The following is a 24,193-nucleotide window of genomic DNA, read 5'->3' as shown; positions in this document are numbered from 1 at the left end:
AGATGTCTCTCCGCGCTTTCGCATTTCGAAAAGTTTGGTGGGTATCAATCCCGGCTTTCGGGTGTCTCCACCAACGTGTCGAACTCGTCGCCGCCGATCACGTCGTCCTGCATCGGTGCGGCCAGGGCGGCGGCCGCTTCGGCCTCTTCCCGGCGCGCTTCGATCACGACATTGTCGCGCTCGGTCGCAATGCGACGGACGCGCTGCGTCGCGCCGCCTGTACCGGCGGGGATCAAACGACCCACGATGACGTTCTCTTTCAGACCGACCAGCTTGTCCTTCTTGCCCTGAACCGAGGCTTCGGTCAGCACGCGGGTCGTTTCCTGGAACGAAGCCGCCGAGATAAAGGACCGCGTCTGCAGCGACGCCTTGGTGATGCCCAGGAGGATCGGCTCGCCCTGTGCCGGACGACCGCCCTTGGCAATCGCCTTTTCACAGGCCGCGTCGAATTCCTGCTTGTCGACATGTTCGCCCTTCAGGAGCGTCGTGTCACCGGAATCCATGATCTCCCACTTCTGGAGCATCTGGCGCACGATGACCTCGATGTGCTTGTCGTTGATCTTCACGCCCTGCAGACGATAGACCTCCTGCACCTCGTTGATCATGTAATCGGCCAGCGCTTCGACCCCAAGGATCGACAGGATGTCATGGGGCGCCGGGTTGCCGTCCATGATGTAGTCGCCCTTCTGGATGAAGTCGCCTTCCTGTACCGGGATGTGCTTGCCCTTGGGCACCATGTACTCCACCGGCTCCATCGACTCGTCGCTGGGCTCGATGCTGATCCGACGCTTGTTCTTGTAGTCGCGTCCAAACCGCACATAGCCGTCGATCTCGGCGATGATGGCGTGGTCTTTGGGGCGGCGTGCCTCAAAGAGTTCGGCCACACGCGGCAGACCACCGGTGATGTCCTTGGTCTTGGCGCCTTCCCGCGGGATCCGGGCCACGACGTCACCGGCCAGGATGGTTTGGCCATCCTCGATCGACAGGATCGCATCCACCGACATCGGATAGGTCACCGGGTTGCCCGCATCGTTGCGGACCGGTTCGCCATCCTCACCCACCAGAATGATCTCCGGCTTGAGCTCATTGCCCTTGGGCGCGGCACGCCAGTCGATCACGATCTTCTGGGTCATGCCGGTGGCATCGTCCGTCTCGTCCCGGACCGCGATGCCGCTGACCAGATCGACGAACTTCGCCGTACCCGCCTTTTCGGCAATGATCGGCAGCGTGTAGGGGTCCCACTCGAACAGCTTATCGCCCCGGGCCACGGTATCAGCATCCTTGACGAAGAGCTTGGAGCCATAGCCCAGCTTGTGGCTGGCGCGTTCCTCGCCCTGCTCATCCTGGATGATCAGCTTCATGTTGCGGCCCATCACCATCGTCTCGCCCGCCGCGTTCTGCAGCGTCTGGGCATTTTCAAAGACGATCTTGCCCTCTTGCGAGGCTTCGAGGAACGATTGCTGACCACCCTGAGCAACGCCGCCGATGTGGAAGGTCCGCATCGTCAGCTGCGTGCCCGGCTCACCAATGGATTGCGCCGCGATGATACCCACCGCTTCGCCGGTGTTCACCATGGTGCCGCGTGCAAGGTCACGCCCGTAGCACATCGCGCAGACGCCCTCTTCGGCCTCGCAGGTCAGCGGCGACCGGATGCGGGCAGATTGCAGACCGCATTCTTCGATGGCATCCGCCATCCGCTCGTCGATCAACTGGCCTTCGGACACGATGACCTCGTCCGTGCCGGGACGCAGGATGTCTTCGGCAGCGACACGACCGAGGATCCGTTCGCCCAGCGAGGCCACAACATCACCGTCATTGACCGCAGGTTCGGCGTTGATCGCGTTCTCGGTGCCGCAATCGTGCATACGCACGATGCAGTCCTGCGCGACGTCCACCAGACGGCGGGTCAGATAACCCGAGTTCGCCGTTTTCAGAGCGGTGTCCGACAGACCCTTCCGCGCACCGTGGGTGGAGTTGAAGTACTCCAGAACGGTCAGGCCTTCCTTGAAGTTCGAGATCACCGGCGTTTCGATGATGTCGCCATTCGGACGAGCCATCAGGCCGCGCATGCCGCCCAATTGCTTCATCTGTGTGACCGACCCCCGGGCACCGGAATGCGCCATCATGTAGACCGAGTTCGGCTCCATCTCGGCGCCAGCCTCGTCCCGCTGGGAAGCGGAGATGGTGTTCATCATCGCATCGGTGACGCGGTCGTTACATTTCGACCAGGCATCGACGACCTTGTTGTACTTCTCACCCTGGGTGATGAGGCCGTCCATGTATTGCTGTTCGAAATCCTTCACCTGATCTCGCGTGTCGTCCACGATGCCCCATTTGTCATCGGGGATCACCATGTCGTCCTTGCCGAACGAGATACCGGCCTTGAACGCCTCTTGAAAGCCCAGCGTCATGATCTGGTCACAGAAGATGACACTCTCTTTCTGGCCGCAATAGCGGTAGACGGTGTCGATGACCTGCTGCACTTCCTTCTTGCGCAGAAGACGGTTGACCAGTTCGAACGGCGCCTTGGCGTTCAGCGGCAGCAGAGCACCCAGGCGCACACGGCCCGGCGTGGTTTCAAAGCGCTTTTGCACTTCGAGGCCGTTTTCGTCGATCTGCGTGATCCGAGCGGTGATCTTGGAGTGCAGATGCACCTCACCCGCATCCAGTGCGTGCTGCACCTCTTCGATCGAGCCGAAGATCTTGCCCTCGCCCTTCATGCCTTCGCGTTGCAGCGTGACATAGTAGAGACCCAGGATCATGTCCTGCGACGGCACGATGATCGGAGCGCCATTCGCGGGCGACAGCACGTTGTTGGTGGACATCATCAGCACACGCGCTTCCAGCTGCGCCTCAAGGCTCAGCGGGACGTGCACGGCCATCTGGTCACCGTCGAAGTCCGCGTTGAAGGCCGAACAGACCAGCGGGTGAAGCTGGATCGCCTTACCTTCGATGAGCACCGGCTCGAACGCCTGAATACCCAAACGGTGCAGCGTGGGTGCACGGTTCAGCATGACAGGGTGTTCGCGAATGACCTCATCCAGAATGTCCCAAACCTCGGGACGTTCCTTTTCCACCAGCTTCTTGGCTTGCTTGACGGTCGAGGACAGGCCCTTCGCCTCAAGCCGCGAGTAGATGAACGGCTTGAACAATTCGAGCGCCATCTTCTTCGGCAGACCGCATTGATGCAGCTTCAGTTCCGGTCCGGTCACGATGACCGAACGGCCCGAGAAGTCGACCCGCTTACCCAGAAGGTTCTGACGGAAGCGGCCCTGCTTACCTTTCAGCATGTCCGATAGCGATTTCAGCGGGCGCTTGTTGGCGCCCGTGATGACGCGGCCACGACGGCCGTTGTCGAAGAGAGCATCAACGGATTCCTGCAGCATCCGCTTTTCGTTGCGGACAATGATATCAGGCGCGCGCAGCTCGATCAGACGCTTCAGACGGTTGTTCCGGTTGATCACCCGGCGGTACAGATCGTTGAGGTCGGAGGTCGCGAAACGGCCCCCATCCAACGGCACCAGCGGGCGCAGTTCCGGCGGGATCACCGGGATCACGGTCAGAACCATCCATTCCGGGCGGTTGCCGGACTCCAGGAAGCTCTCGACCACTTTCAAGCGTTTGATGATCTTCTTGGGCTTCAGCTCACCCGTCGCTTCGGCAAGATCCGCGCGCAATTGCTCGGCCTCGGCCTCCAGGTCGATCTGGGCCAGCATCTCACGGATCGCTTCGGCGCCAATATTGGCGGTGAACGCGTCCATGCCATAAGCATCCTGCGCGTCCATGAACTCTTCCTCGGTCAGCATCTGGCCATAGGTCAGATCGGTCAGACCGGGTTCGATCACCACGTAGTTTTCGAAATAAAGCACCCGCTCCAGATCGCGCAGCGTCATGTCCAGCATCAGGCCGATGCGGGAGGGCAGCGATTTCAGAAACCAGATGTGAGCCACGGGGGCGGCCAGTTCGATGTGGCCCATCCGCTCGCGGCGGACCTTTTGCAGCGTGACCTCCACACCGCATTTCTCGCAGACGACGCCACGATACTTCATGCGTTTGTATTTGCCGCAGAGGCATTCGTAATCCTTGATCGGGCCAAAGATACGCGCGCAGAAGAGGCCGTCACGCTCGGGCTTGAACGTGCGGTAGTTGATGGTCTCGGGCTTCTTGATCTCGCCATAGGACCACGAGAGGATCCGCTCCGGGCTCGCCAGAGAGACCTTGATCTCATCAAAGACCTTCGGCGGGGTCAGCGGGTTGAACGGGTTGTTGGTCAGTTCCTGGTTCATTTTGATACCTCAAATTCGGGCGGAAAGATGGGTTCGGGGCGCCGTTTTCCGTGACGGAAAACGGCCGGAATTTGTGTCAAATTCCGGCTGCCCGGATCACTCCGTCTCCTCCGCATCCAGGAGTTCCATATTCAGGCCGAGGCCGCGGACTTCTTTCACGAGAACGTTGAAGCTCTCGGGAACACCCGCTTCGAAGTTGTCCTCGCCCTTGACGATGCTCTCGTAGACCTTGGTCCGGCCAGCCACGTCGTCCGACTTCACGGTCAGCATCTCCTGCAGGGTGTAGGCGGCGCCGTAGGCTTCCAGAGCCCAGACCTCCATCTCCCCGAAACGCTGACCGCCGAACTGCGCCTTACCGCCCAGCGGCTGCTGGGTGACGAGGCTGTAGGGCCCGGTCGAACGCGCATGGATCTTGTCGTCCACCAGGTGGTGCAGTTTCAGCAGGTACTTGATGCCCACCGTCACCGGACGCGCAAACTGCTCACCGGTGCGGCCGTCAAAGAGGACCGACTGACCGCTTTCGGAGAAGCCCGCACGCACGAGTGCGTCATTCACGTCCGCCTCTTTCGCACCGTCGAAGACCGGCGTTGCAATCGGCACACCGCGTGTGACGTTACCGGCGGCTTCGATCAGATGCTCCTCGTCCATGGACGCGATGCCTTCGTCATAGACATCCTCGCCGTAGGCGTGGCTCATCGCGTCGCGTACCGGGGTCAGGTCACCGCTGCGGCGATATTCCTGCAGCGCCTCGTCCACGTTCAGGCCCAGACCGCGTGCGGCCCAGCCCATGTGGGTTTCGAGGATCTGACCCACGTTCATCCGCGACGGCACGCCCAGCGGATTGAGGCAGAAATCGACCGGGGTTCCGTCGGACAGGAATGGCATGTCCTCCATCGGCACCACTTTCGAGATCACGCCCTTGTTGCCGTGACGCCCGGCCATCTTGTCGCCCGGCTGTAGCTTACGCTTCACCGCGACGAAGACCTTGACCATCTTCATCACACCCGGGGGCAGATCATCGCCACGGCGCACCTTCTCGACCTTGTCCTCGAACCGGGCATCAAGGGCGCGTTTCTGCACCTCGTATTGCTCGTTCAGGGCCTCGACGATCTGGGCGTCGGTTTCTTCAGCCAAGGCCAGTTGCCACCACTGGCTGCGGATCATCGTCTCCAGCAGGTCCTCGGTGATCACCGCGCCGGAAGAGACGCCTTTCGGCCCCTTGGCAACGGTCTTGCCAAGGATCAGGCCCTTAAGACGCGCATAGATGTTGCGGTCGAGGATGGCGAGTTCGTCGTCCCGGTCCCGGGCCAGACGTTCGACCTCTTCCCGCTCGATCTGCAGCGCACGTTCGTCTTTCTCCACGCCGTGGCGGTTGAAGACACGCACCTCGACGACTGTGCCAAAGTCACCCGGCTTCACTCGCAGCGACGTGTCGCGCACATCGGAAGCTTTCTCACCAAAGATGGCGCGGAGCAGTTTCTCCTCCGGCGTCATCGGGCTTTCGCCTTTCGGGGTGATTTTGCCCACGAGGATATCGCCCGGCTCCACATCGGCGCCGATATAGACAATGCCCGCCTCGTCGAGGTTGCGCAGGGCTTCCTCGCCGACATTCGGGATATCGCGAGTGATCTCTTCCGGCCCAAGCTTGGTATCGCGGGCGGCGACCTCGAATTCCTCGATATGGATCGAGGTAAAGACGTCGTCACGCGCAATGCGCTCGGAGATCAGGATCGAGTCCTCGTAGTTGTAGCCATTCCACGGCATGAAGGCGACGACCACGTTCTTGCCGAGCGCCAGTTCACCCAGATCGGTCGACGGACCGTCGGCGATCACCTCGCCCTTCTGGACGGTGTCGCCCACCTTCACCAGCGGACGCTGGTTGATGCAGGTGTTCTGGTTCGAGCGCTGGAATTTGCGCATACGGTAGATGTCCACACCCGCATCGCCCAGTTCCAGATCCTCGGTCGCCCGGATCACGATCCGCTGCGCATCAACCTGGTCGATGATACCGCCGCGCTTCGCCATGATCGCAGCGCCGGAATCGCGGGCCACGACCTCTTCAATGCCGGTGCCAACCAGCGGCGCTTCGGCCCGCAAAAGCGGAACCGCCTGACGTTGCATGTTCGAACCCATCAGAGCACGGTTCGCGTCGTCGTTTTCCAGGAACGGGATCAGCGAGGCCGCGACCGAAACCAACTGTTTTGGCGAGACGTCGATCAGGTCGACGTTCTCTGTCGGCGCCAGCGTGTAGTCGCCGGATTGCCGAGTGGAGACGAGGTCGTTCACAAAGCGCCCGCTTTCGTCCAGCTTGGCGTTGGCCTGCGCCACGGTGTGCCGCATCTCTTCGGTGGCCGACATGTAGTGCACTTCGTCGGTGACCTGGCTGTCCTTGACCACCCGGTAAGGCGTTTCGATGAAGCCGTACTTGTTCACGCGGGCAAAAGTGGCCAGCGAGTTGATCAGACCGATATTCGGACCTTCCGGCGTCTCAATCGGGCACATCCGGCCATAATGGGTCGGGTGCACGTCGCGCACCTCAAAGCCCGCACGCTCACGGGTCAGACCACCCGGCCCAAGCGCCGACAGGCGGCGTTTGTGCGTGACTTCCGACAGCGGGTTGGTCTGGTCCATGAACTGAGACAGCTGGGACGAGCCAAAGAACTCGCGTACAGCCGCAGCCGCCGGTTTCGCATTGATCAGATCCTGTGGCATCACCGTGTCGATCTCGACCGACGACATGCGTTCCTTGATCGCACGCTCCATCCGCAAGAGACCCACGCGGTACTGGTTCTCCATCAGCTCGCCGACCGAGCGAACACGGCGGTTGCCGAGGTGGTCGATATCGTCCACGTCACCTTTGCCGTCGCGCAACTCAACCAGCGCCTTGATACAGGCGACGATATCTTCCTTGCGCAGCGTGCGCTGGGTATCATCGGCATCGAGTGCCAGGCGCATGTTCATTTTGACCCGGCCCACGGCGGACAGATCATAGCGCTCGCTGTCAAAGAAGAGCGTATCGAACAGGGTCGAGGCGGCCTCAACGGTGGGCGGCTCACCCGGACGCATCACACGGTAGATGTCCATGAGCGCGGTTTCGCGGTTCATGTTCTTGTCCATCGCCATAGTGTTGCGCATGTACGGGCCGACATTGACGTTATCGATGTCGAGCACCGGGATATCGGTCACGCCATTGTCGATCAGTTCCTTCGCGGTGCCGCCGATCAGGTCGCCATCCTTGTCGTATTCCAGCGTCAGCTCGTCCCCGGCCTCGACGTAAATCGCGCCGGTTTCTTCGTTGATGATGTCCTTGGCGACGAATTTGCCGACAATGTGATCGAAGGGGACGAGCAAGTCGGTGACCGTGCCTTCGTCGATCAGCTTCTTGACCGCACGCGGCGTAACCTTCTTACCGGCCTCGGCGATGACCTCGCCGGAGGTGGCGTCAATCAGATCATAGGTCGGCCGGGTGCCGCGTACACGCTCGGGGAAGAAGGGGGTGACCCAACCCTTGTTCTTCTCCAGCCGGTAGCTGACGGTATCGAAATAGGCATCCATAATGCCTTCCTGATCCAGTCCCAGCGCATACAGCAGCGTGGTCACCGGCAGTTTGCGGCGGCGGTCGATGCGGGCATAGACGATGTCCTTGGCGTCGAACTCGAAGTCGAGCCAGGAGCCGCGATAGGGAATGATGCGGCAGGCAAAGAGCAGCTTGCCCGAGGAATGGGTCTTACCCTTGTCATGATCAAAGAACACGCCGGGCGAGCGGTGCATCTGAGAGACGATCACGCGCTCGGTTCCGTTCACGATGAACGTCCCGTTGGGTGTCATCAGGGGCATGTCGCCCATGAAAACGTCTTGTTCCTTGATGTCCTTGACGGATTTCGCGCCAGTGTCTTCATCGACATCGAACACGATCAGGCGCAGCGTCACCTTGAGGGGTGCGCTGTAGGTCATGTCGCGCTGCTGGCATTCCTCAACGTCGTATTTGGGCTTTTCCAGCTCGTATTTGACGAATTCCAGCACGGAGGTTTCGTTGAAATCCTTGATCGGGAAGACCGACTGGAAGACGCCCATGATCCCCTCACCATCAAGAGGCTGGGGCTGGTCGCCGGATTTCAGGAACAGATCATAGGATGACTTTTGCACCTCGATGAGGTTCGGCATGTCCAGCACTTCGCGGATCTTGCCGTAATATTTCCGAAGACGTTTCTGGCCAAGGAAGGATTGAGCCATATCAGGTGTCACCTTTCGAGTTTCTCACCGGTCAAGACTGCCGGCGGGCCACGGCAGCTTGCCCATACGAGACAGCGGGTCCGGATCCATTCATGGCCGCCGTCCCAATGGCAGCCTCCCGATCCGGGTCCCCCGCCTGAGAAAGGGCTTGGATCACAAAGCCCTTTCTAAGACGGGTTCGGCTGAGCCCGGTTTTTCACCGGACCCAGCCCTTGTTCTCAGCTTGGAACGCCCCGGAATTCGTGACGAATTCCAGCCGTTTTCCGGATCGGAAAACGACTACGTTCCGGCTGTCATCACTTCAGTTCAACCTCGGCGCCAGCTGCTTCCAGCTTGCCCTTGATCTCTTCCGCTTCCTCTTTGGAGGCTTGCTCTTTCACGGCTTTGCCGCCTGCTTCCACCAGTTCCTTGGCTTCTTTCAGGCCCAGGCCGGTGATGGCGCGGACTTCTTTGATGACGTTGATCTTCGACGCGCCGGCAGCCACCAGAATAACGTCGAATTCGGTCTTCTCTTCCTCAGCGGCGCCACCGGCGTCGCCTGCGGGGCCGGCCATCATCACCGCGCCGCCTGCGGCGGGCTCGATGCCGTATTCGTCTTTGAGGATTGTTTTCAGTTCTTGTGCTTCCAGCAGGGTCAGACCAACGATCTCTTCTGCCAGTTTTTTCAGATCAGCCATGTTCAGCTCTTTCCGTTTGCATAAATGTGTTCCAACGTCGGGCAATCAACCCCACGCCAGCTGACGTTTGCCTTAAGCGGCCGCCTTATCCTCGATCGTGGACAGGATGGACGCAATATTCGAAGCAGGTGCGCCAATGGCCCCGGCAATGTTCGAAGCGGGTGCGCCGATGCAGCCGACGATGGAGGCGATAAGCTCCTCGCGCGACGGCATTTTCGACACGGCTTCGACACCGGCCCGGTCCAGAGCGTTCTCGCCCATCGCCCCGCCAAGGATTTCGAACTTTTTGTTCTCCTTGGCGAAGTCCTCGGCCACCTTGGCTGCCGCCACGGGGTCCTCGGAATAGGTCAGAACGGTCATACCCGTCAGAAGGTCGGTCATGCTTTCACATGGCTTTCCCTGAAGGGCGATCTTGGCGAGCCTGTTCTTGGCGACGCGGACCGACCCGCCTGCTTCGCGAGCACGCGCGCGCAGGTCCTGCATCTCGGCAACTGTCAGACCGGCGTAGTGGGCAACCACGACGACGCCAGAGCTTTCGAAGATCTGGCCGAGTTCCTCGACCACTTTCTCTTTCTGGGCTCTATCCACAGTTTTACTCCAATTTGGGGGTCTCCCCCCGGCTCTCATTCACTCCGGATCGCTCCGGAGCATCGGGTCCGTTTCAGGGTCCCGAGCCAAAATCACCCGACAAGGCGATCAGAATCTCGTTTCCCATCTCAGGAAGGATTTATGTGCCGCTTCTCAAGCCCTTGCGGGCTTTCGGCGCAGCGCACCCTCCGTCTCGGACAGGTCAGGGCCGGTGGTCCGGCCCTGCCATTCCCGCGGGCAATTGCCATTGGGAATTCTTGCACAACACGCCGGGATTACTCCGAAGCAGCGTCGTCAACAGCGATCGACACGCCGGGGCCCATCGTGGAGCTCAGCGCGATCTTTTTCATATACGTGCCCTTGGCACCGGCAGGCTTTGCCTTGGCCACCGCAGAGACAAACGCGCGTACATTCTCGACCAGCTTGGCCTCATCAAAAGAAGCCTTACCAACGCCCGCATGCACAACGCCTGCCTTTTCGACCTTGAACTGCACTTCGCCGCCCTTGGCCGCTTTGACAGCGTCGGCCACATCCATGGTCACTGTGCCCACCTTGGGGTTCGGCATCAGGTTACGCGGCCCCAGCACTTTACCCAGACGGCCCACGATAGGCATCATGTCCGGGGTCGCGATACAGCGGTCAAACTCGATCTTGCCGCCCTGCACCGTTTCCATCAGATCCTCGGCGCCCACGATATCCGCACCAGCTTCCTTCGCCTCATCCGCCTTGGGACCGCGGGCAAACACGGCCACGCGGACGGCTTTGCCCGTCCCATTCGGCAAACCAACCACGCCGCGGACCATCTGGTCCGCGTGACGAGGGTCGACGCCCAGATTGACCGCAACCTCGACCGTTTCGTCGAACTTGGCCGAGGCGTTGCCCTTGACCAGGGCTACAGCGTCTTCGACCGACAGGTTCTCTTTTCCAGCGAAGGCCTCGCGGGCCGCACGGGTGCGTTTTCCAAGCTTCGCCATCTTACTTCACCTCAATGCCCATGGACTTGGCCGAGCCAAGAATAATCTGCATCGCCGCATCCACGTCGTTGGCGTTGAGATCTTTCATCTTCGCTTCCGCGATCTCTTTCACCTGTGCCGCGGTCACCGTGCCCACCGTCTCCCGCGACGGGTTGTTGGCGCCGGATTTAACCTTCGCTGCCTTTTTCAGGTAGTAGGACGCCGGCGGCGTCTTGATGTCCATGGTGAAGGACTTGTCCTGATAGTACGTGATCACCGTCGGACAGGGGGCACCAGGCTCCATATCTGCTGTCTTGGCGTTGAACGCCTTGCAGAATTCCATAATGTTGATGCCGCGCTGACCCAGCGCCGGGCCGACCGGCGGGGAAGGGTTCGCTTGTCCGGCGGGCACCTGCAACTTCATGGTGCCTGCGAGTTTCTTGGCCATGGGCCATCTCCTTTTCCAACCCCGCCCCGGCGCGCCGGTTTGGGTCTTGGGCGTCCAAGCGCCCGGGTTGTCGTGGTCCGGTCAGGTCACCGCGGCGCCTCAACCTCCCACGTCTCTTTGCTCACTCTCCGCTTCGCGAAGAAAGCCCGCCAGGGCTTGATGAGCGCTTCCGTCAGGCCTGCTTGGTGACCTGCGTATATTCCAGCTCGACCGGCGTTTCCCGACCGAAGATCGACACCGTCACCTTCAGACGCTGGTTCTCGTCGTCGACTTCCTCGACCATTCCGTCGAAATCCTCGAACGGTCCATCGTTGACCTTCACCTTCTCGCCAACCTCGAAATGGATCAGCGTGCGTGGCGCCTCTTCACCTTCCTGCACCCGGTTCAGGATCTGGTTCACTTCCGCATCCCGCATGGGCATCGGCCGCCCCTGCGGACCCAGAAAGCCCGTGACCCGGTTGATCGAGTTGATCAGGTGATATCCCTGATCCGACATCTCCATATGCACCAGAACATAGCCCGGCATGAAGCGCCGCTCCGTCGTGACTTTCTTGCCGCGGCGCACTTCGATCACTTCTTCGGTCGGCACCAGAACCTCGTCGATATCGTCCTCAAGCCCATGCTCGGCTACGGATGTCCGGATCTGTTCCGCGATCTTCTTTTCGAAATTCGAAAGAACGCTGACCGAATACCAACGCTTCGCCATGACGCTTGTTGCCCTCGCCTTGCCGACCCGGTCGTAATCGGGCCGTAGGAAATTGATATGTACGGGCATTTTCATGCCCACGCCCTGAACAAAAAGCGGCGTGCAACACGAATCGCCGCACGCCTTTGGTCAGAGTGGAGCTTCACCTACTCCTGAAAGCTGCTATGCGCAAGCCCCCAAGACGCAACCGGCGCAGGCCTAGTACGCCGCAATGTCAGGATCCGAAAAAGCCCAGCACCACCTGCAGCCCGCCGCGGATCAAAAGATCCACGATTGCAAAAAAAACAGCCGTCAACGCTGCCATGATGAACACCATGACAGTTGTCAGGAATGTCTCTCGGCGCGTCGGCCATACAATCTTTGCCACCTCGGCACGGACCTGCTGGATGAACTGGATTGGATTGGTGGTGGCCATATCAACGCCCCATCGGGTTTCGGATCATGCGGACATAACGGGCGTTCTCGGCGAATTCAAGACCGCTTTGACCGTGCCGAAGCTTCGTCCTCATCATCAAGGCGTGCGCCGGGCACGCCGCCCAAGCCGCAAGCCTCCGGGGCTATCCGCCCAAGCGTGCCGAGATCGGCGTGGCGCCAGACATGCGCCGGAACATATGATTGAGCGCTTCCGAGGAGCCATAGCCGTATCTGCGCGCGACCGCGTCGACCCTATCGCCGCGCACCAGATCCTGTCTGGCCAAGGCAAATCGCCATTGACGCAGATATGCCGACGGCGTCACTCCGACGGCCTCCCGGAACAACTCGGAAAACCGGCTCACCGAAAGACCGGCCACATGCGCCATGTCGGCATTGGTCCAAGTCTTCCCGGGCATCTCGTGCAGCGCGACAAGTGTGCGGCTAAGACGCTTGTCTGCAAGACCGGCCAAGACGCCCGTTTTGACAGCGCCATCCTCGATCAGCGCGCGCATCAGCTTGACCATCACGATTTCTGCCATGCGGTTCAGAACCGATGCCACACCGCATCTTTGGGCGATGTGCTCGGCGCACAGGACTTTAATGAGTTGATCGAGTTCCGACGCGGGCTCAACCGCATGACACACGAAGTCCGGCAAACCGGCAAAGAGCGGATTTGAAATCCCTCCCCAATCGACGCGGGCGCTGAACACCTCCGACTGACCGCCGGGCAGCGATGCGATGCCAGAGGGCGCCAAAAGCACAGACTTCCGATCCGCGCCATCGCACAGGATTTTGAGTTGAGAGCCGCTGTCATCGAATGGTCGAACGGTGAGCGTAAAGCGGTTCATCAGCGCTGAGAGGCGATCGTGTTGAGGCATTTTCGGTGTTTGGATCAGTTTTTTGGAATTTTCCGCATCACTATACCCTGTATGGGTCTGTCATCGCAATTCACAAGGAGCCCGACATGCTTATTCCACGGCAGAAGTCACCAAACCTGACCGTTCCCACACTTGATGGCCCTGCGTTCGATCTCGCCGCATCGACAACCGAACGTGGCACCGTGATTTGCTTTTATCGCGGTCTGCATTGCCCAATCTGCGCCACCTATCTGAAGGAATTTCAAACACGCGTCGCAGGTTTTGCCGAGCGTGGGGTCGCCTGCATCGCCGTCAGCGCTGATCCGGAAGATCGCGCGCGCGCCATGGCGGAAAAGATAGAAAACACCTCTTTGCGGATCGGGTATGATCTCGACCTCCAGGCCGCCCGGGATTGGGGACTCTACATTTCTACGAGCCGTGGGAAGACATCCATTGGCATAGAAGAACCCGATCTCTTTTCCGAGCCCGGCCTTTTCATGGTGACACCAGAGCAAACGCTCTACTACGGCGCGGTTCAGACCATGCCGTTTGTGCGCCCGCATTTTTCGGAACTGGTCAGCGCGCTGGATTTTGCCATCGCAAACGCCTATCCCGCACGCGGCGAATACACCGGATCTTTGCCGGCCAAGACCGTAGCGTAGCGGATCGCTATTGGCGACCGCAGGTCAAGCTGTGTTTGAAGGTGGCAGGGGCAGCAGGGTTCGAACCCGCGACCTACGGTTTTGGAGACCGCTTAGAGGTTCTTTTAGCCACTGTTTTTACACGGTAAATTTGCGTCAAACTGTGTACTGTGTAAAAAAATGTGTAACTTTCGGCCCTTTTTGCACCTGTTTTCAAACTCACTGGGACGCTAGCGGCACCGAATCTTGCTGTACAAGGGTTTTTGTCCGCTGTTCACATACACCCTTTCGGGGTACGCACCTCTTCGGCACCTCTTAACCGCAACGATAAATGAGGCTTTCACCCGCCACGCTGGTTTCCGTATAATCTACGCTTAGGTCACGCGCGATGGCATCATAATCGAGGTAGCGACCTAGCTGCTCAGATATCTCACCAAACAGCCCCTCTTCCACAAAGTGCTCCGCTAGCTCTCTCAAACTACTAACCGGATAGATATCCACGTCTAAACCGTCAGGATCATCATCAGCAGGGTCAAAGGCATAGCCGCATTCACCTGCTGCGAGGATGACTAACGTTTTCTGATGGTCACCCCACCCTTCCATGGCCGCCATCACATCTAAGACGTTCGCTTGATTGACGCCGATGGCTGTTGCCAGTTCTGCGTCGATCCACTCTCCATCAAGGAACTGGATGTCAAACTCTTCGACCAGATCACCAAATTCGTTGGTAATGATGCCAATCTTGCTCAGGTAGCTTTCTGCATCGTCAAAATAGAAACCTGAAGCATGAATATCGTATGGTTGTGCGTAGAACGTCGTCATTATGTCACCCTTTCATCATGAGGTTTGGGTTGCGCTTGCAACCCTGCTCACGGCGAGTGCTGGTAGAGGGGGAAAAGCCAAATCGATGCAGATGGTGCGGGTGCAGGCCAGCTGGCCGAACCACGGTCTGTGTCGATTTTGCTTTGGGGCAGTAGGCAGCGGCCTCGGCCCCTCACATATGGGCGGCAAGCCCATGTGCATAGGAAACACAGCCTCGAAGACGAACGAGGGTGAGACGAGAGGCTGGCTCAGTCACTCTCAGTGATGAATAAAAAACTTGTTATTCATCATCATTATGGCAGAATATGAGGAATAAATTGAGCATTTATTCCTCATGATATGGAACTGGCAACACGAAGACTGGCCTAACTGGCGCTACGACCCCAAAGCCCTTGAAGCGATGGAACAACACTTCTTGCTTGGTGCAGGTAGACTGTCAGGCGCGTGGCAACATCTCAGCAAAGACGACCGGGATAATGTGAAGGTTGAGCTTCTGAGTGAAGAAGCAATAAAGACCTCAGAAATCGAAGGAGAGTATCTCGACCGAGCCTCGGTGCAGTCCTCGGTACGCCGCCAACTAGGATTGAAGGCGCAAGCCAAGGCTGGTTCCGCAGAGGCCGGGATCGCAGAACTCATGGTCGCTGTCTTCGACGGTTTTGAGAATGATATCACTCACGAGACCTTGTTCGTATGGCACAGGATGGTGTGCGGTGCGCAACGTGATCTTCAAAACATCGGAGCGTATCGCACACACACTGAAGCGATGCAGGTGGTTTCTGGCCCCTTCCAGAAACCGAAGGTTCACTTCGAAGCGCCACCATCCCGACAGGTGGATCGTGAAATGACGCGGTTTCTGGATTGGCTGAACCAATCAACGCTGCCTGCGCTTACAAAGGCGGGCATCGCGCATCTATACTTTGTCTCTATCCACCCATTTGAGGATGGCAATGGCCGCATTGCTCGCGCCATCAGTGAACACAGCCTGTCACGCGCTCTTGGCCAGCCGAGTTTGCTGGCGTTTGCAAGGCAAATCGAAAAAGAGCGCAAAGGGTACTATGATATTCTCGAGCGCAACAACAAATCGCTCAACATTGACGCATGGCTGGCGTGGTTTGCGAAAACAGCGTTGAAAGCGCAGGACTATTCGATCGCGTTGATCGGTCACGTGATCGCAAAGACCCAGATGTTGGATCGCCTTAGAGGTCAACTTAACGACCGGCAAGAACGTGCGTTGCTGCGCATGTTTGAAGCTGGTCCAGACGGTTTCGTGGGCGGGCTAAGCGCGAAGAATTATCGTGCGATTACAGGTGCCACTGTTCCGACTACGACGAGAGACTTGAACGATCTTGTTGCCAAAGGTGCGTTGCATAAAACAGGAGCGCGCAAGGCAACGCGATATTGGCTTGCTGCGTAGCCTCAGAAGCTCGACCGCACTGTCTTGCACCGTCCAAATATAATCTTAAGCGCATATTTTCAGTTTATGGCGTGTAGGTCATAAATCCTGATGAGCATATACGGTTTCGCTTGAGCAACGGGGAAGCCAGAATATATTCGTGTTCCGATAGAAAGGAAGCATTTCTTGAACGAGACTACATCGCCCGGACAGTTGATGAGTGTGACAGTTCCTGACAATATCAAAAATAACCTTATGGGCTCTTGCGGTGAGCCATGATCATCCGTTTAATGGCTCACGAGCGGAGGCGGCTTCGAGGCGGGACTTAGATAATCCACAATGAAGCAGGTGATAACCAGTATACCTCAGAGCCTTTTAACCCATAGAATAATGCTAATTTCTGCTGTTGCTTCGTTGTTACAAATTACCTATGGAGTAATTTCTGCAGTTCATGTGCAGCTAATATATGCAGTTCCAGTGATATTCATAGTACTTTCTGTAATCACAGCCTCTACGATATGGCCCGTAGAAAAACTTACAAAAATTGTTTCTAATAAAATTGATTTCTCCCCAAGATTTAATGTCAAACTTATATCGACATCAATTACCTTTGTTCTTATAGTATTTTTCAGTTTCTCAAACATTACATTTTTTCTAGCAGAACGGGTTTTGAGTCATACGCAACTATGCGAAATTAACAGAGCTTGTGTCGGTTGGGTTCACTACGCGACATTCCAAGATCATGATGACTATCAAGGTGTCGGTTCTCCTATTTATGGAGACCTTTCTTTTAGCCGCAACCCTGAGTCATTACAGGAAGCGTGTCCCGCCAGAATTGATCCTGCTCGGTCTGTTACATTACGAGAGAGTATTGCTGTGTCATATTGGGCACCAGCTCAGATTGATCAGAGCGTTGATGACGCGTTGCAGTTCACCCCAAGCCCTCAAAACATAACACAAAATATCTGCACCGATGAGCAAGACACATCCTGTCAAACAGTCCTCAGAGAAGTGCAACTGGAGGAAGGAGACAGGGTACGCATATTGGGCTGTGCCCGCCTTCCCTTGAACAATAGCGAGTACGAACTGTGGGTGCAGATCAGAGATCAGAACTTTAATGAATGGAGACATCAAAATGATGGGTAGGATAACGCTAATCGCATCCCTTTTTCTACCAATGACAGCTACCGCAGAACCTCTCGACCTGAGCGCCACATGGGTCAGTACAGAACCGGGTGCATCCGCAACCTATGACATTTTCTTGAACCCGACCGATGACGGGCAGGACTTTCGTATTGATGTAGCAGGTGGGCGTTGCCTCTACCTCGTAGCGTATAACTCACAGGGTTTGGAACTGTGGGTACAGCGTCCAGAAATCTTGGCGGTTCCTACGGAGGTTCAGTTTATCTTTAGCAGAGATTCGGCCTTTCCATTCCAGCTTCTTGCTATGCACGGGACGCCAGAAATCTGTGATAACATCACAGCTATGATCGATGGAGGCAGGAATTTTTCATTGGGACGAGAGGTGATCGCGCAGCTTCCTGATACAGCTGTTTCAACGCGATGTGTCTTCCGGGGAATTGAGCCGAACCAAATCAGGCGTATGGGGCAAGGTGATCCCGGCTGCCCGTAAACCTTAGCGTTGACGCTCTTCTGCTGCAGCCTCACAGCGAGTTTGCAGCGGGCTTTGGAGATCACCTAAAGTATAAGTTCGCCCTACACCATCTCCATGGACTTCGAGCAACGTGGCGTTTGCAATGAGTGCTGCCTGATCTCGTGCTCCCTCCCAATACGAGACATCTACAGTCTGACCATTCGCGCATGTGATGATAGAGTTAATCATTTCGTTTCCATGGCTATCACTTGTGTGAGCAAGTGGCTGTCCATTTAAAAGACGGCCAATATCAGCAATCATTCGCTGCGTTTGGCTTTGACCAGCTAAATGATCTGTATATGTTTCCATGAAACCCCTCTTTGTTGATATCTAACTATATCAAAAGATGAAGTTTTCTGGTGTTACAATTCTATGAAGATTGCTCGACGGTGATCTTGGTGACGACCGCGGCCTGATTGTCTGGCGCGGGGTGCGTGGTCGCATCGAACACAAGAATGGACTTCACACGGCGTTACTCGAGTAGTTCGGCTAGCTCCTCTAGGAACACCGTTTCTCCTGCGCTTTGACAGATGAGGCAGAGCAGCCCGGTGTCTGAGATGCATTGGCCCTCCTACGCCGCGCGATGTTTCTTCAATGCTTTGCGCAGTGTTTCAGTATCTACGTTATGCGCTTTGGCCGTATGCTCTCTGCGTCAGGATTTGCAGCACATGGAACTTCCGCCTTTGTTTATCCTTACTATACAGCATACTATATCCGCGAAACACAGAAATCTAGCAGGTAGGCGAGCGCGCCAATCTGGCCGATAAGCCGTGTGTGGGTCTGGCAGATCGTCAAGCGCATCATGATCGAGGCTGGTCTCCCCTATGCGCTGCGGCGGAGCCCCAAGGGCTTACGGCACAGGTTCGGGATCAACGCGACCGTGAACGGCATTCCGCTGCATATGCTGCATAAATAGATGGGGCACGCGCAGCTCTCGACAACTGCGATCTATGCAGACGCGGTTGGCAAGGAAGAGCAGGACATCGCCGCCAGAATGTGGGGGTAGGAGGACATACTTGCTTCGCATTGCACCTACCTTGAAACTTCATTGTTTCTACCAGCTAGACTTCGTGCAAGAGTTATTTGCTGATTGAAGTCCAACCCCAAAGGCGGATAGCTTGATAGGCCCGGAGACGCAGGGACAGACTTGTACGTAATTGAATAAGGAAAAATGTAAAAAATTACATGATTATCGGCAAAACGAAGCTCAAAATAGATATAGAAACTAAAAGCGAAATAGCTACCATAACTGTTTCAATTCTGTCTTGTCTTTCAGAACTGCTGATATCTTCACACACCACAAACCTACCGACGATAACTGCGACCCTTTGACCAATTGACCCCGTTAACCAGATGAAAATGAAGAAAACTATAAAGAACGCATTAATGAGGGATGGAAGTATCGCAGTAAAAAATCCAAAAAGAACACCAACTGCTGGACCAATAATTAAGCCGATATCAGTTGAGTTAAGTATGCCGGAGCTAACTATTTCAGGAAAAAACCCAACTTGATACGCTGCCGACAAGGCACTTTCACCAAAGGCCACCAATACCAGAGCTAAAAGGCCGTGCATCAAAATTGAACTGCCCCAATAGACGTAGGTATACCATTGAGCAACCTCCAATTGATCGGCGCGAAGGTAAAAGCTCGGATTAAGTAATAGCTCATGCGAGCCGGAAATAACGATAATTGACAACATCGCGATCCAGATAGTAAAAATTGATGCACATATTGAAAAAATAACTCCAAGCAAATCAAAAATTATGCGGAGCGGCAGAAGAAGAATATTTTTGTCTAGGGATATTTTCCAAAAAATATGTCTAGAGACTGCGACAGAAATATTATCACCAACAGCATTCGCCATAATAAATGCTACCATAGTAAGACCATAAGCCAGAGGCCCACTTATACCCAGTGCGCCGAGGCTGTCAGTGTAGACTGATACCGCAAAAATAGAGGTTGCCAAAAAATAACGGAGAATGACTCTATGCGATATATTTAGAAAGCTTCGCTTAGAGAAAAATGGATATATTAATAATGATAGAGTCAATATCGATAAGAAAAAAACATATCCGCTTGACCACGTAAATGTGAAGGGGGATTCATCGATTATGTCGCTGACTAATTTACTTAGGTGCAAATCATCCCCAGCAAGTGGTATAACTGCATTGGGGAAAGTATAAGATATTGAAATAATCGCAGAGAGAAATATCAAGATATAGTGAGAGTATCTCCCGTAACCTAGAAATAGTACAAATGGAAGTAATGCAAATGACGCTACTCCATAGCTATAGAGAACTCTCAGCGCACCTATTACAACTAGTAGCCCAAAGCCAGCAGCCGTTAGCACTACAAAAATCATACCAAAAGCGGATATAACTGTACTAGATTCAATAATACTTCCTAAGCTCTCGCCCAACGTAGTTGCGAAAATTATTAATGCTGTGAACGCGAGAATAGTAAATTTCATCGGGAGGCCAAGAAGAGTAGCTTCAATGTTTACTATCTGATTGCGCCAAAGAAGTTCAGATTTTGAATCGATATTGCGAATAAGAGTCCGAAAAGTTAGGGCTATGACATATAAAATAAATAGAAGCATGAATGGATATAAGATAAAAATTGACGCTCTCATAACCTTCGGTAAATCGTCCGGCATGGAAAATACTGATGCGGTGATAATAACCCCAACAGTCGGAGCAAGAGGAAGTATGGCGATATATGAAAATGCAATTATAAAAGAAACTCGAAATGATCTCAATGTGAAGTACGCAGTTAACTTTCCATCCTCTTTTGGCTTTCCATAGATTAAGCTAAGAAAGTCATATATGTTTCCAGATGCGTATCTCACTACGTCTATTAGAGATTTTTGCAGTAGGGACTCAATTGATCGCAAGAATGCAAGTTGGTGAGATATTCTTGAGGCCTGATTGAATGTTAGTCTATACATAAAAACGAATGCTTGAACAGTCGTGATGCAGGCGACCGCTATAGCTAGTATATTAAATACTATGGACATCAAACACCTAGCAATACTTGTCCAAAATTGATGGGATGAACAATATAATACTACTTACTTATTCTTAGCAGATATGGAGTCTTTTTGCCTTCGTGGTTTGCTTTTCTCAAGTGAAACCTCACTGCTCGCGCGGAGAACTCTCCGTATTGATCATAACCGTCTATCCGACCATAAAGGTAGAGGGCTGTCGCAAACCTGTTAAGACTGTGCGGTGAAGTTACACTTTTATGTTAACGTCTAGTGAGCATTTGAACATAATGAACCTTCTAGTTGGTTGTTAATATTGCGACTAATCAAGGTGCCATGATGAGTAGAGCGTAGCTCCTCAGATGGAAATCAGACAGTGAACGATATGGTAAACCAGCTCTTGGTTTGAGCGGCATTCGCACAATATTTTGTACGATAAATCAGTGCTCTAGCACATATCTTGATTACGTCATATACCTTATGGCCGTGAGGTAGTATCAGGAGTGAACCCATGGCAATGCCCGATGTAAACGATCTGTCGTTTGACGAGCTAAAGCAGCTCGAAAAGAACGTGGCTAAAGCGATCAAGAGCTTCGAGGCGCGCAGGCGCAAAGAGGCGCTGGCAGCGGCTGAGGCAGCCGCAAAGGAAAGGGGATTTTCTCTGTCTCAGCTGATCGGGGCGGGAACTGTCAAACAGAAGACGGTCGCAGCTCCAAAATACCAGCACCCAGAAAACCTCACTTTGACGTGGAGCGGGCGCGGGCGAAAGCCGGCATGGTTCGTAGCAGCACTAGAAGATGGCAAGACACCGGACGATCTCTTGATTGCCTAGCTAACGCCGGCAGCGCCATTCATCTCAAGCCGGTCTCGTGCCTTCAGCATAGCATTGAACCCTTGGACGGCTTGTTTGCGTTCTGCTGCGGTAATCGCATCCGACTGCGCGAGGAAGACAAGCGCCTCGACCGCTTGCGAAGCGGCGAATATCGCGGCAGCTTGTTCGCCCGGTGCAATGCGTGATGGATGATTTACGGTCATGAAAATACGCCCCAGTTCTTGGTTGCAAAGTTGGTCAGTTCGTCGCCTATGAGCGCGCCATAATGGTCGTTTGCCTGTTGGGTGCGATGCCCCAGCAAAGCGCGGCGCACGTAATCAGGTGTACCGTTCAGCTTGCCCCGGTCGTTATAGCTGTGCCGAAAGGTCTTCGTGTTAGAGAGCTGAGACGGGATGCCAGCTTGCTCGAAGATCGGCTTGATCCGCCGTAAAGCTGTCCATCGACTGTAAGGCCAAAACCGGCCATTGGTGGCCGTGGGAAGGGCCATTAGCCGGCGCAGATAGCGCGGCGGGACCGGAACGGCTCGCAGGCGCTCATGCCCGCGCTGCTTGAGCGTATGGAACACCACCAGCGAGGCATCGGTATCAAGACAATCGCGCCGTAGCATAAGCGCTTCGGAGATGCGGCAACCGGTTAGGTAGAGCAGTTCGCAGAGAAGTCGGGTTTGTGGCTCATGCCGTGAAAGAATAGCGATCAGGCGGCGCTCTTGCTCCGGGGAAAAGCTCTTGCGGCTGGCGTAGAGCTGCGCGCGCAGATGTGGAGCGAGAGGGTTTCTCATGGGCGCTTTCCGGTCTGCACCCAAATAGGGAATTCGGGTGCAAGCCGTTATGATACAGTCGCTTAGAGAAAGTTTCGTCGCACGCATATAACCCTAATTATGTAAATTTTATGCAGTGATAACAGACCTCTAACCAAAATGCACCTGAATTCCCTATACGGTAGCATAAGCAAGTCCACGCTCATCTGATTTGGTGTTCTCATGCCCTTGACCGCCTTTGCTTCGCGCCTTGTCGCCGCGACTTCGCTTGCCCTGTGCACAACCCCGATAAGCGCCGCCACATGTCCGCAAATCACCGGCTCAGCAGCGCAGTGTTTGACCGCGACTACTCCCTCCCAAACCCTGCTACAACTCGCGCAGGCGCGCTCGCGGCAGGCGTACTACGATTGCTACAATGACTGCATGTGGGTGCGTTCCGGCTATGGCCAGTATGCCACCACCTACAGCGACCAACTGACCTGCCAAAGCAATTGTAGTCATCTCTGGCCGAAAAACTGAGCCGCGCCCCAGCCATTCCACTTCATCCCAAAAGGAAACGATCATGGTTTCGTTGTTCCGCCTGATGGCGGCTGCATGCTTATACCTGACTATCACCGTCTTCTGTGCCGCTCTCCCGCTTTATGCGGAAGGCACCCACATCCCGAAAGGTTACGACAGCTTCGATGCTTACGAGGAAGCGATGTTTGAGAGGATCGACGAGCTGGCAAGACAGCGCGGGATCGATGTCGCTTTTTTACATGAAGACCGCGCCGCTCTTCATGCCGAATACGAGGCCGCAAAACAAAATGACGACGCGGCCAGCATGGCAGAGGCACGAGCAATGCAGGCGTACATCATTCGCTATGCCCTCGAAAACCTTTCCGACTAGCCCGTATTTCTCACTAAACCTCATGGGAGATGCCCTATGGCTGAACAATATGTGCGGCAAGCAGAGCTATAGCTTTCACGAATGCTCTTGCCATTGGTCTCACCTACGAAACCGCGAAAGAGGCAGCACAGATCGTTCTGACCCGAGGGAGGCGGCGCTAAAATCTACAGTTGCACCTCAGCCGTAGGCTGCTGATCGTGTGGTGTTGGCAGGGGAGCATCGGCTTCGGTGGCTTCTGTTACTGCAAATTTCGGCTTGTCGAACGAAGCTTCAAATTTTGAGGCCGTCTTCTCGGCATATCTTGCCTTGCGTTCTTCCAATCCCGCATCAGCCTCGGCTACTGCAACCGCCACATGCTCCTTGACCGCGTCGGCGCTCATGCCCTGTTGCTCCGCTTCGCGCCGCGCCTCGATGGCGGTCTGATCGAGATAGCGCTGCTGGGCGGCTTCTTCTTGCTCACGCGCCGCGTCAATCTCGGCCGGTGATGCACCGACATGCTCTAACCCCACCCGCAGACTGTTAGTGCGCAGCGCATCTGCTTCGAGCATCCCGGCCAGATCCCCGCGCGCTTTGGCTTCATTGTACTCGGCCTGCAACTGGCGCTGCTTCTCATGGAAGCCGGAAACATCCACGCCGTTGACAGCGGCCAGCGCGTCGATCCGGGTGAACATGTCAGATTCAAACTGCTGGAACTGCTCGGAGTGGTGGCGGTGATCGCGTTCGAGCGCGATCATCTGCTCTTGGCTCATCACGATCACGGATTGGAACGCCTCCACCGCCGCACTGGATGTGGCATGCGCTGTCACATTATGGGCGGCTCCGACAGAAACGGCCACACCGACCTGCAAGGCGGCAAGCTGCGTGAGGGTGCCGGTGCTTGCCTCGGCCCGCAGGCCATCAAGCTGCATCAGCTGGGATTGCAACGTGCCTATTTGGCCGGTCAACTCATCGCGGTTGGGGTGACTATTGAGCATCGCAAGAGCCGCCTCAATCTGCGCCCGCGCGGCCTCGATGTCGCGTTGTACTTGCGCGCGCAACGCCTCTTCGGCCTGTACCTGC

General features: G+C 55.7%; 21 protein-coding genes. 6 read left to right on the top strand and 15 right to left on the bottom strand.

What is annotated here, in order from left to right:
- Positions 1–44: 44 nt before the first annotated feature.
- From rpoC to CFI11_RS02455, 9 genes are all read right to left on the bottom strand, one after another.
- Positions 45–4,286, bottom strand: coding sequence for a DNA-directed RNA polymerase subunit beta' (gene rpoC, locus CFI11_RS02495; protein WP_130402740.1), 4,242 nt, complete (start codon positions 4,284–4,286; stop codon positions 45–47).
- 96 nt (positions 4,287–4,382) lie between these two features.
- A complete protein-coding gene (gene rpoB, locus CFI11_RS02490) occupies positions 4,383–8,519 on the bottom strand; it encodes a DNA-directed RNA polymerase subunit beta (protein ID WP_130402738.1) in 4,137 nt (1,378 codons plus the stop codon).
- Positions 8,520–8,815: 296 nt separating this feature from the next.
- Positions 8,816–9,196, bottom strand: coding sequence for a 50S ribosomal protein L7/L12 (rplL, locus tag CFI11_RS02485; RefSeq protein ID WP_130402736.1), 381 nt, complete (start codon positions 9,194–9,196; stop codon positions 8,816–8,818).
- 72 nt (positions 9,197–9,268) lie between these two features.
- A complete protein-coding gene (rplJ, locus tag CFI11_RS02480; protein WP_130402734.1) occupies positions 9,269–9,784 on the bottom strand; it encodes a 50S ribosomal protein L10 in 516 nt (171 codons plus the stop codon).
- Positions 9,785–10,059: 275 nt separating this feature from the next.
- Complete coding sequence (gene rplA, locus CFI11_RS02475) at positions 10,060–10,758, bottom strand: 50S ribosomal protein L1 (RefSeq protein WP_130402732.1); 699 nt, start codon at positions 10,756–10,758, stop codon at positions 10,060–10,062.
- A 1-nt stretch (position 10,759) separates the two neighbouring features.
- The gene (rplK, locus tag CFI11_RS02470) at positions 10,760–11,185 is read right to left on the bottom strand and encodes a 50S ribosomal protein L11 (RefSeq protein WP_130402730.1); all 426 of its coding nucleotides are present in this window, start codon (positions 11,183–11,185) and stop codon (positions 10,760–10,762) included.
- 172 nt (positions 11,186–11,357) lie between these two features.
- On the bottom strand, positions 11,358–11,891 hold the full coding sequence (gene nusG / locus CFI11_RS02465) for a transcription termination/antitermination protein NusG (RefSeq protein ID WP_130409906.1): 534 nt from the start codon (positions 11,889–11,891) through the stop codon (positions 11,358–11,360).
- Positions 11,892–12,105: 214 nt separating this feature from the next.
- The gene (gene secE, locus CFI11_RS02460) at positions 12,106–12,306 is read right to left on the bottom strand and encodes a preprotein translocase subunit SecE (RefSeq protein WP_130402728.1); all 201 of its coding nucleotides are present in this window, start codon (positions 12,304–12,306) and stop codon (positions 12,106–12,108) included.
- A gap of 142 nt (positions 12,307–12,448) precedes the next feature.
- The gene (locus CFI11_RS02455) at positions 12,449–13,183 is read right to left on the bottom strand and encodes an AraC family transcriptional regulator (protein WP_130402726.1); all 735 of its coding nucleotides are present in this window, start codon (positions 13,181–13,183) and stop codon (positions 12,449–12,451) included.
- An 86-nt stretch (positions 13,184–13,269) separates the two neighbouring features.
- Here CFI11_RS02455 and CFI11_RS02450 point away from each other — a divergent pair, with 86 nt between their 5' ends.
- Positions 13,270–13,824 carry a peroxiredoxin-like family protein gene (locus CFI11_RS02450; RefSeq protein WP_130402724.1) on the top strand — a complete coding sequence of 185 codons (555 nt, stop codon included), beginning with the start codon at positions 13,270–13,272 and terminating at the stop codon, positions 13,822–13,824.
- Positions 13,825–14,118: 294 nt separating this feature from the next.
- Here the strand turns inward: CFI11_RS02450 and CFI11_RS02445 are convergent, their stop codons facing one another.
- Positions 14,119–14,625: an antirestriction protein ArdA gene (locus tag CFI11_RS02445; protein WP_130402722.1), complete on the bottom strand. Its 507-nt coding sequence runs from the start codon at positions 14,623–14,625 to the stop codon at positions 14,119–14,121.
- 334 nt (positions 14,626–14,959) lie between these two features.
- Between CFI11_RS02445 and CFI11_RS02440 the strand changes: the two genes are divergently transcribed.
- The 3 genes from CFI11_RS02440 (at position 14,960) to CFI11_RS24460 (ending at position 17,651) form a co-directional block, all read left to right on the top strand.
- A complete protein-coding gene (locus tag CFI11_RS02440) occupies positions 14,960–16,039 on the top strand; it encodes a Fic family protein (RefSeq protein ID WP_130402720.1) in 1,080 nt (359 codons plus the stop codon).
- A 318-nt stretch (positions 16,040–16,357) separates the two neighbouring features.
- Positions 16,358–17,164 (top strand): hypothetical protein, encoded by an 807-nt coding sequence (locus CFI11_RS02435; RefSeq protein ID WP_165390173.1) that lies wholly within the window; start codon positions 16,358–16,360, stop codon positions 17,162–17,164.
- A 31-nt stretch (positions 17,165–17,195) separates the two neighbouring features.
- Positions 17,196–17,651 carry a hypothetical protein gene (locus tag CFI11_RS24460; RefSeq protein ID WP_130402716.1) on the top strand — a complete coding sequence of 152 codons (456 nt, stop codon included), beginning with the start codon at positions 17,196–17,198 and terminating at the stop codon, positions 17,649–17,651.
- A 3-nt stretch (positions 17,652–17,654) separates the two neighbouring features.
- On the opposite strand, the gene CFI11_RS02425 is transcribed toward CFI11_RS24460, so the two are convergent.
- Together CFI11_RS02425 and CFI11_RS02415 are read right to left on the bottom strand one after the other, a co-directional pair.
- Positions 17,655–17,981 (bottom strand): hypothetical protein, encoded by a 327-nt coding sequence (locus CFI11_RS02425; RefSeq protein WP_130402714.1) that lies wholly within the window; start codon positions 17,979–17,981, stop codon positions 17,655–17,657.
- Between the two features lie 872 nt (positions 17,982–18,853).
- Positions 18,854–20,521, bottom strand: coding sequence for a hypothetical protein (locus CFI11_RS02415; RefSeq protein ID WP_130402712.1), 1,668 nt, complete (start codon positions 20,519–20,521; stop codon positions 18,854–18,856).
- Between the two features lie 646 nt (positions 20,522–21,167).
- Between CFI11_RS02415 and CFI11_RS02410 the strand changes: the two genes are divergently transcribed.
- Positions 21,168–21,488 (top strand): H-NS family nucleoid-associated regulatory protein, encoded by a 321-nt coding sequence (locus CFI11_RS02410; RefSeq protein WP_130402710.1) that lies wholly within the window; start codon positions 21,168–21,170, stop codon positions 21,486–21,488.
- Here the strand turns inward: CFI11_RS02410 and CFI11_RS02405 are convergent.
- Both CFI11_RS02405 and CFI11_RS02400 read right to left on the bottom strand, forming a co-directional pair.
- Positions 21,485–21,691: a hypothetical protein gene (locus CFI11_RS02405; protein WP_130402708.1), complete on the bottom strand. Its 207-nt coding sequence runs from the start codon at positions 21,689–21,691 to the stop codon at positions 21,485–21,487. The two genes, CFI11_RS02410 and CFI11_RS02405, sit on opposite strands and share 4 nt — an antisense overlap.
- On the bottom strand, positions 21,688–22,266 hold the full coding sequence (locus CFI11_RS02400) for a site-specific integrase (RefSeq protein ID WP_165390172.1): 579 nt from the start codon (positions 22,264–22,266) through the stop codon (positions 21,688–21,690). Before CFI11_RS02400 ends, CFI11_RS02405 begins: the two co-directional genes overlap by 4 nt.
- Positions 22,267–22,807: 541 nt before the next feature.
- On the opposite strand from CFI11_RS02400, the gene CFI11_RS02395 reads away from it, so the two are divergent.
- Positions 22,808–23,134, top strand: a complete 327-nt coding sequence (locus CFI11_RS02395) for a hypothetical protein (RefSeq protein ID WP_130402704.1) — start codon at positions 22,808–22,810, stop codon at positions 23,132–23,134.
- A 164-nt stretch (positions 23,135–23,298) separates the two neighbouring features.
- On the opposite strand, the gene CFI11_RS02390 is transcribed toward CFI11_RS02395, so the two are convergent.
- Positions 23,299–24,171 (bottom strand): hypothetical protein, encoded by an 873-nt coding sequence (locus CFI11_RS02390; RefSeq protein WP_165390171.1) that lies wholly within the window; start codon positions 24,169–24,171, stop codon positions 23,299–23,301.
- Positions 24,172–24,193 lie beyond the last annotated feature (22 nt).

This window comes from Thalassococcus sp. S3, assembly GCF_004216475.1.
Classification (GTDB): domain Bacteria; phylum Pseudomonadota; class Alphaproteobacteria; order Rhodobacterales; family Rhodobacteraceae.
The sequence above is the reverse complement of the archived record's forward strand: the minus strand, read 5'-3'. Positions and strand labels throughout refer to the sequence as shown.

What these genes read in the sequence shown, in the direction of transcription:
- rplA (WP_130402732.1), bottom strand. Translation starts at nt 10,758, where the DNA reads ATGGCGAAGCTTGGAAAACGCACCCGTGCGGCCCGCGAGGCCTTCGCT.
- CFI11_RS02425 (WP_130402714.1), bottom strand. Translation starts at nt 17,981, where the DNA reads ATGGAAACATATACAGATCATTTAGCTGGTCAAAGCCAAACGCAGCGA.
- CFI11_RS02445 (WP_130402722.1), bottom strand. Translation starts at nt 14,625, where the DNA reads ATGACGACGTTCTACGCACAACCATACGATATTCATGCTTCAGGTTTC.
- CFI11_RS02395 (WP_130402704.1), top strand. Translation starts at nt 22,808, where the DNA reads ATGGTTTCGTTGTTCCGCCTGATGGCGGCTGCATGCTTATACCTGACT.
- secE (WP_130402728.1), bottom strand. Translation starts at nt 12,306, where the DNA reads ATGGCCACCACCAATCCAATCCAGTTCATCCAGCAGGTCCGTGCCGAG.
- CFI11_RS02410 (WP_130402710.1), top strand. Translation starts at nt 21,168, where the DNA reads ATGGCAATGCCCGATGTAAACGATCTGTCGTTTGACGAGCTAAAGCAG.
- CFI11_RS02455 (WP_130402726.1), bottom strand. Translation starts at nt 13,183, where the DNA reads ATGCCTCAACACGATCGCCTCTCAGCGCTGATGAACCGCTTTACGCTC.
- nusG (WP_130409906.1), bottom strand. Translation starts at nt 11,891, where the DNA reads ATGGCGAAGCGTTGGTATTCGGTCAGCGTTCTTTCGAATTTCGAAAAG.
- CFI11_RS02405 (WP_130402708.1), bottom strand. Translation starts at nt 21,691, where the DNA reads ATGACCGTAAATCATCCATCACGCATTGCACCGGGCGAACAAGCTGCC.
- rpoB (WP_130402738.1), bottom strand. Translation starts at nt 8,519, where the DNA reads ATGGCTCAATCCTTCCTTGGCCAGAAACGTCTTCGGAAATATTACGGC.
- CFI11_RS02440 (WP_130402720.1), top strand. Translation starts at nt 14,960, where the DNA reads ATGATATGGAACTGGCAACACGAAGACTGGCCTAACTGGCGCTACGAC.
- CFI11_RS02450 (WP_130402724.1), top strand. Translation starts at nt 13,270, where the DNA reads ATGCTTATTCCACGGCAGAAGTCACCAAACCTGACCGTTCCCACACTT.
- rplL (WP_130402736.1), bottom strand. Translation starts at nt 9,196, where the DNA reads ATGGCTGATCTGAAAAAACTGGCAGAAGAGATCGTTGGTCTGACCCTG.
- rplK (WP_130402730.1), bottom strand. Translation starts at nt 11,185, where the DNA reads ATGGCCAAGAAACTCGCAGGCACCATGAAGTTGCAGGTGCCCGCCGGA.
- CFI11_RS02435 (WP_165390173.1), top strand. Translation starts at nt 16,358, where the DNA reads ATGAAGCAGGTGATAACCAGTATACCTCAGAGCCTTTTAACCCATAGA.
- CFI11_RS24460 (WP_130402716.1), top strand. Translation starts at nt 17,196, where the DNA reads ATGACAGCTACCGCAGAACCTCTCGACCTGAGCGCCACATGGGTCAGT.
- rpoC (WP_130402740.1), bottom strand. Translation starts at nt 4,286, where the DNA reads ATGAACCAGGAACTGACCAACAACCCGTTCAACCCGCTGACCCCGCCG.
- CFI11_RS02400 (WP_165390172.1), bottom strand. Translation starts at nt 22,266, where the DNA reads ATGAGAAACCCTCTCGCTCCACATCTGCGCGCGCAGCTCTACGCCAGC.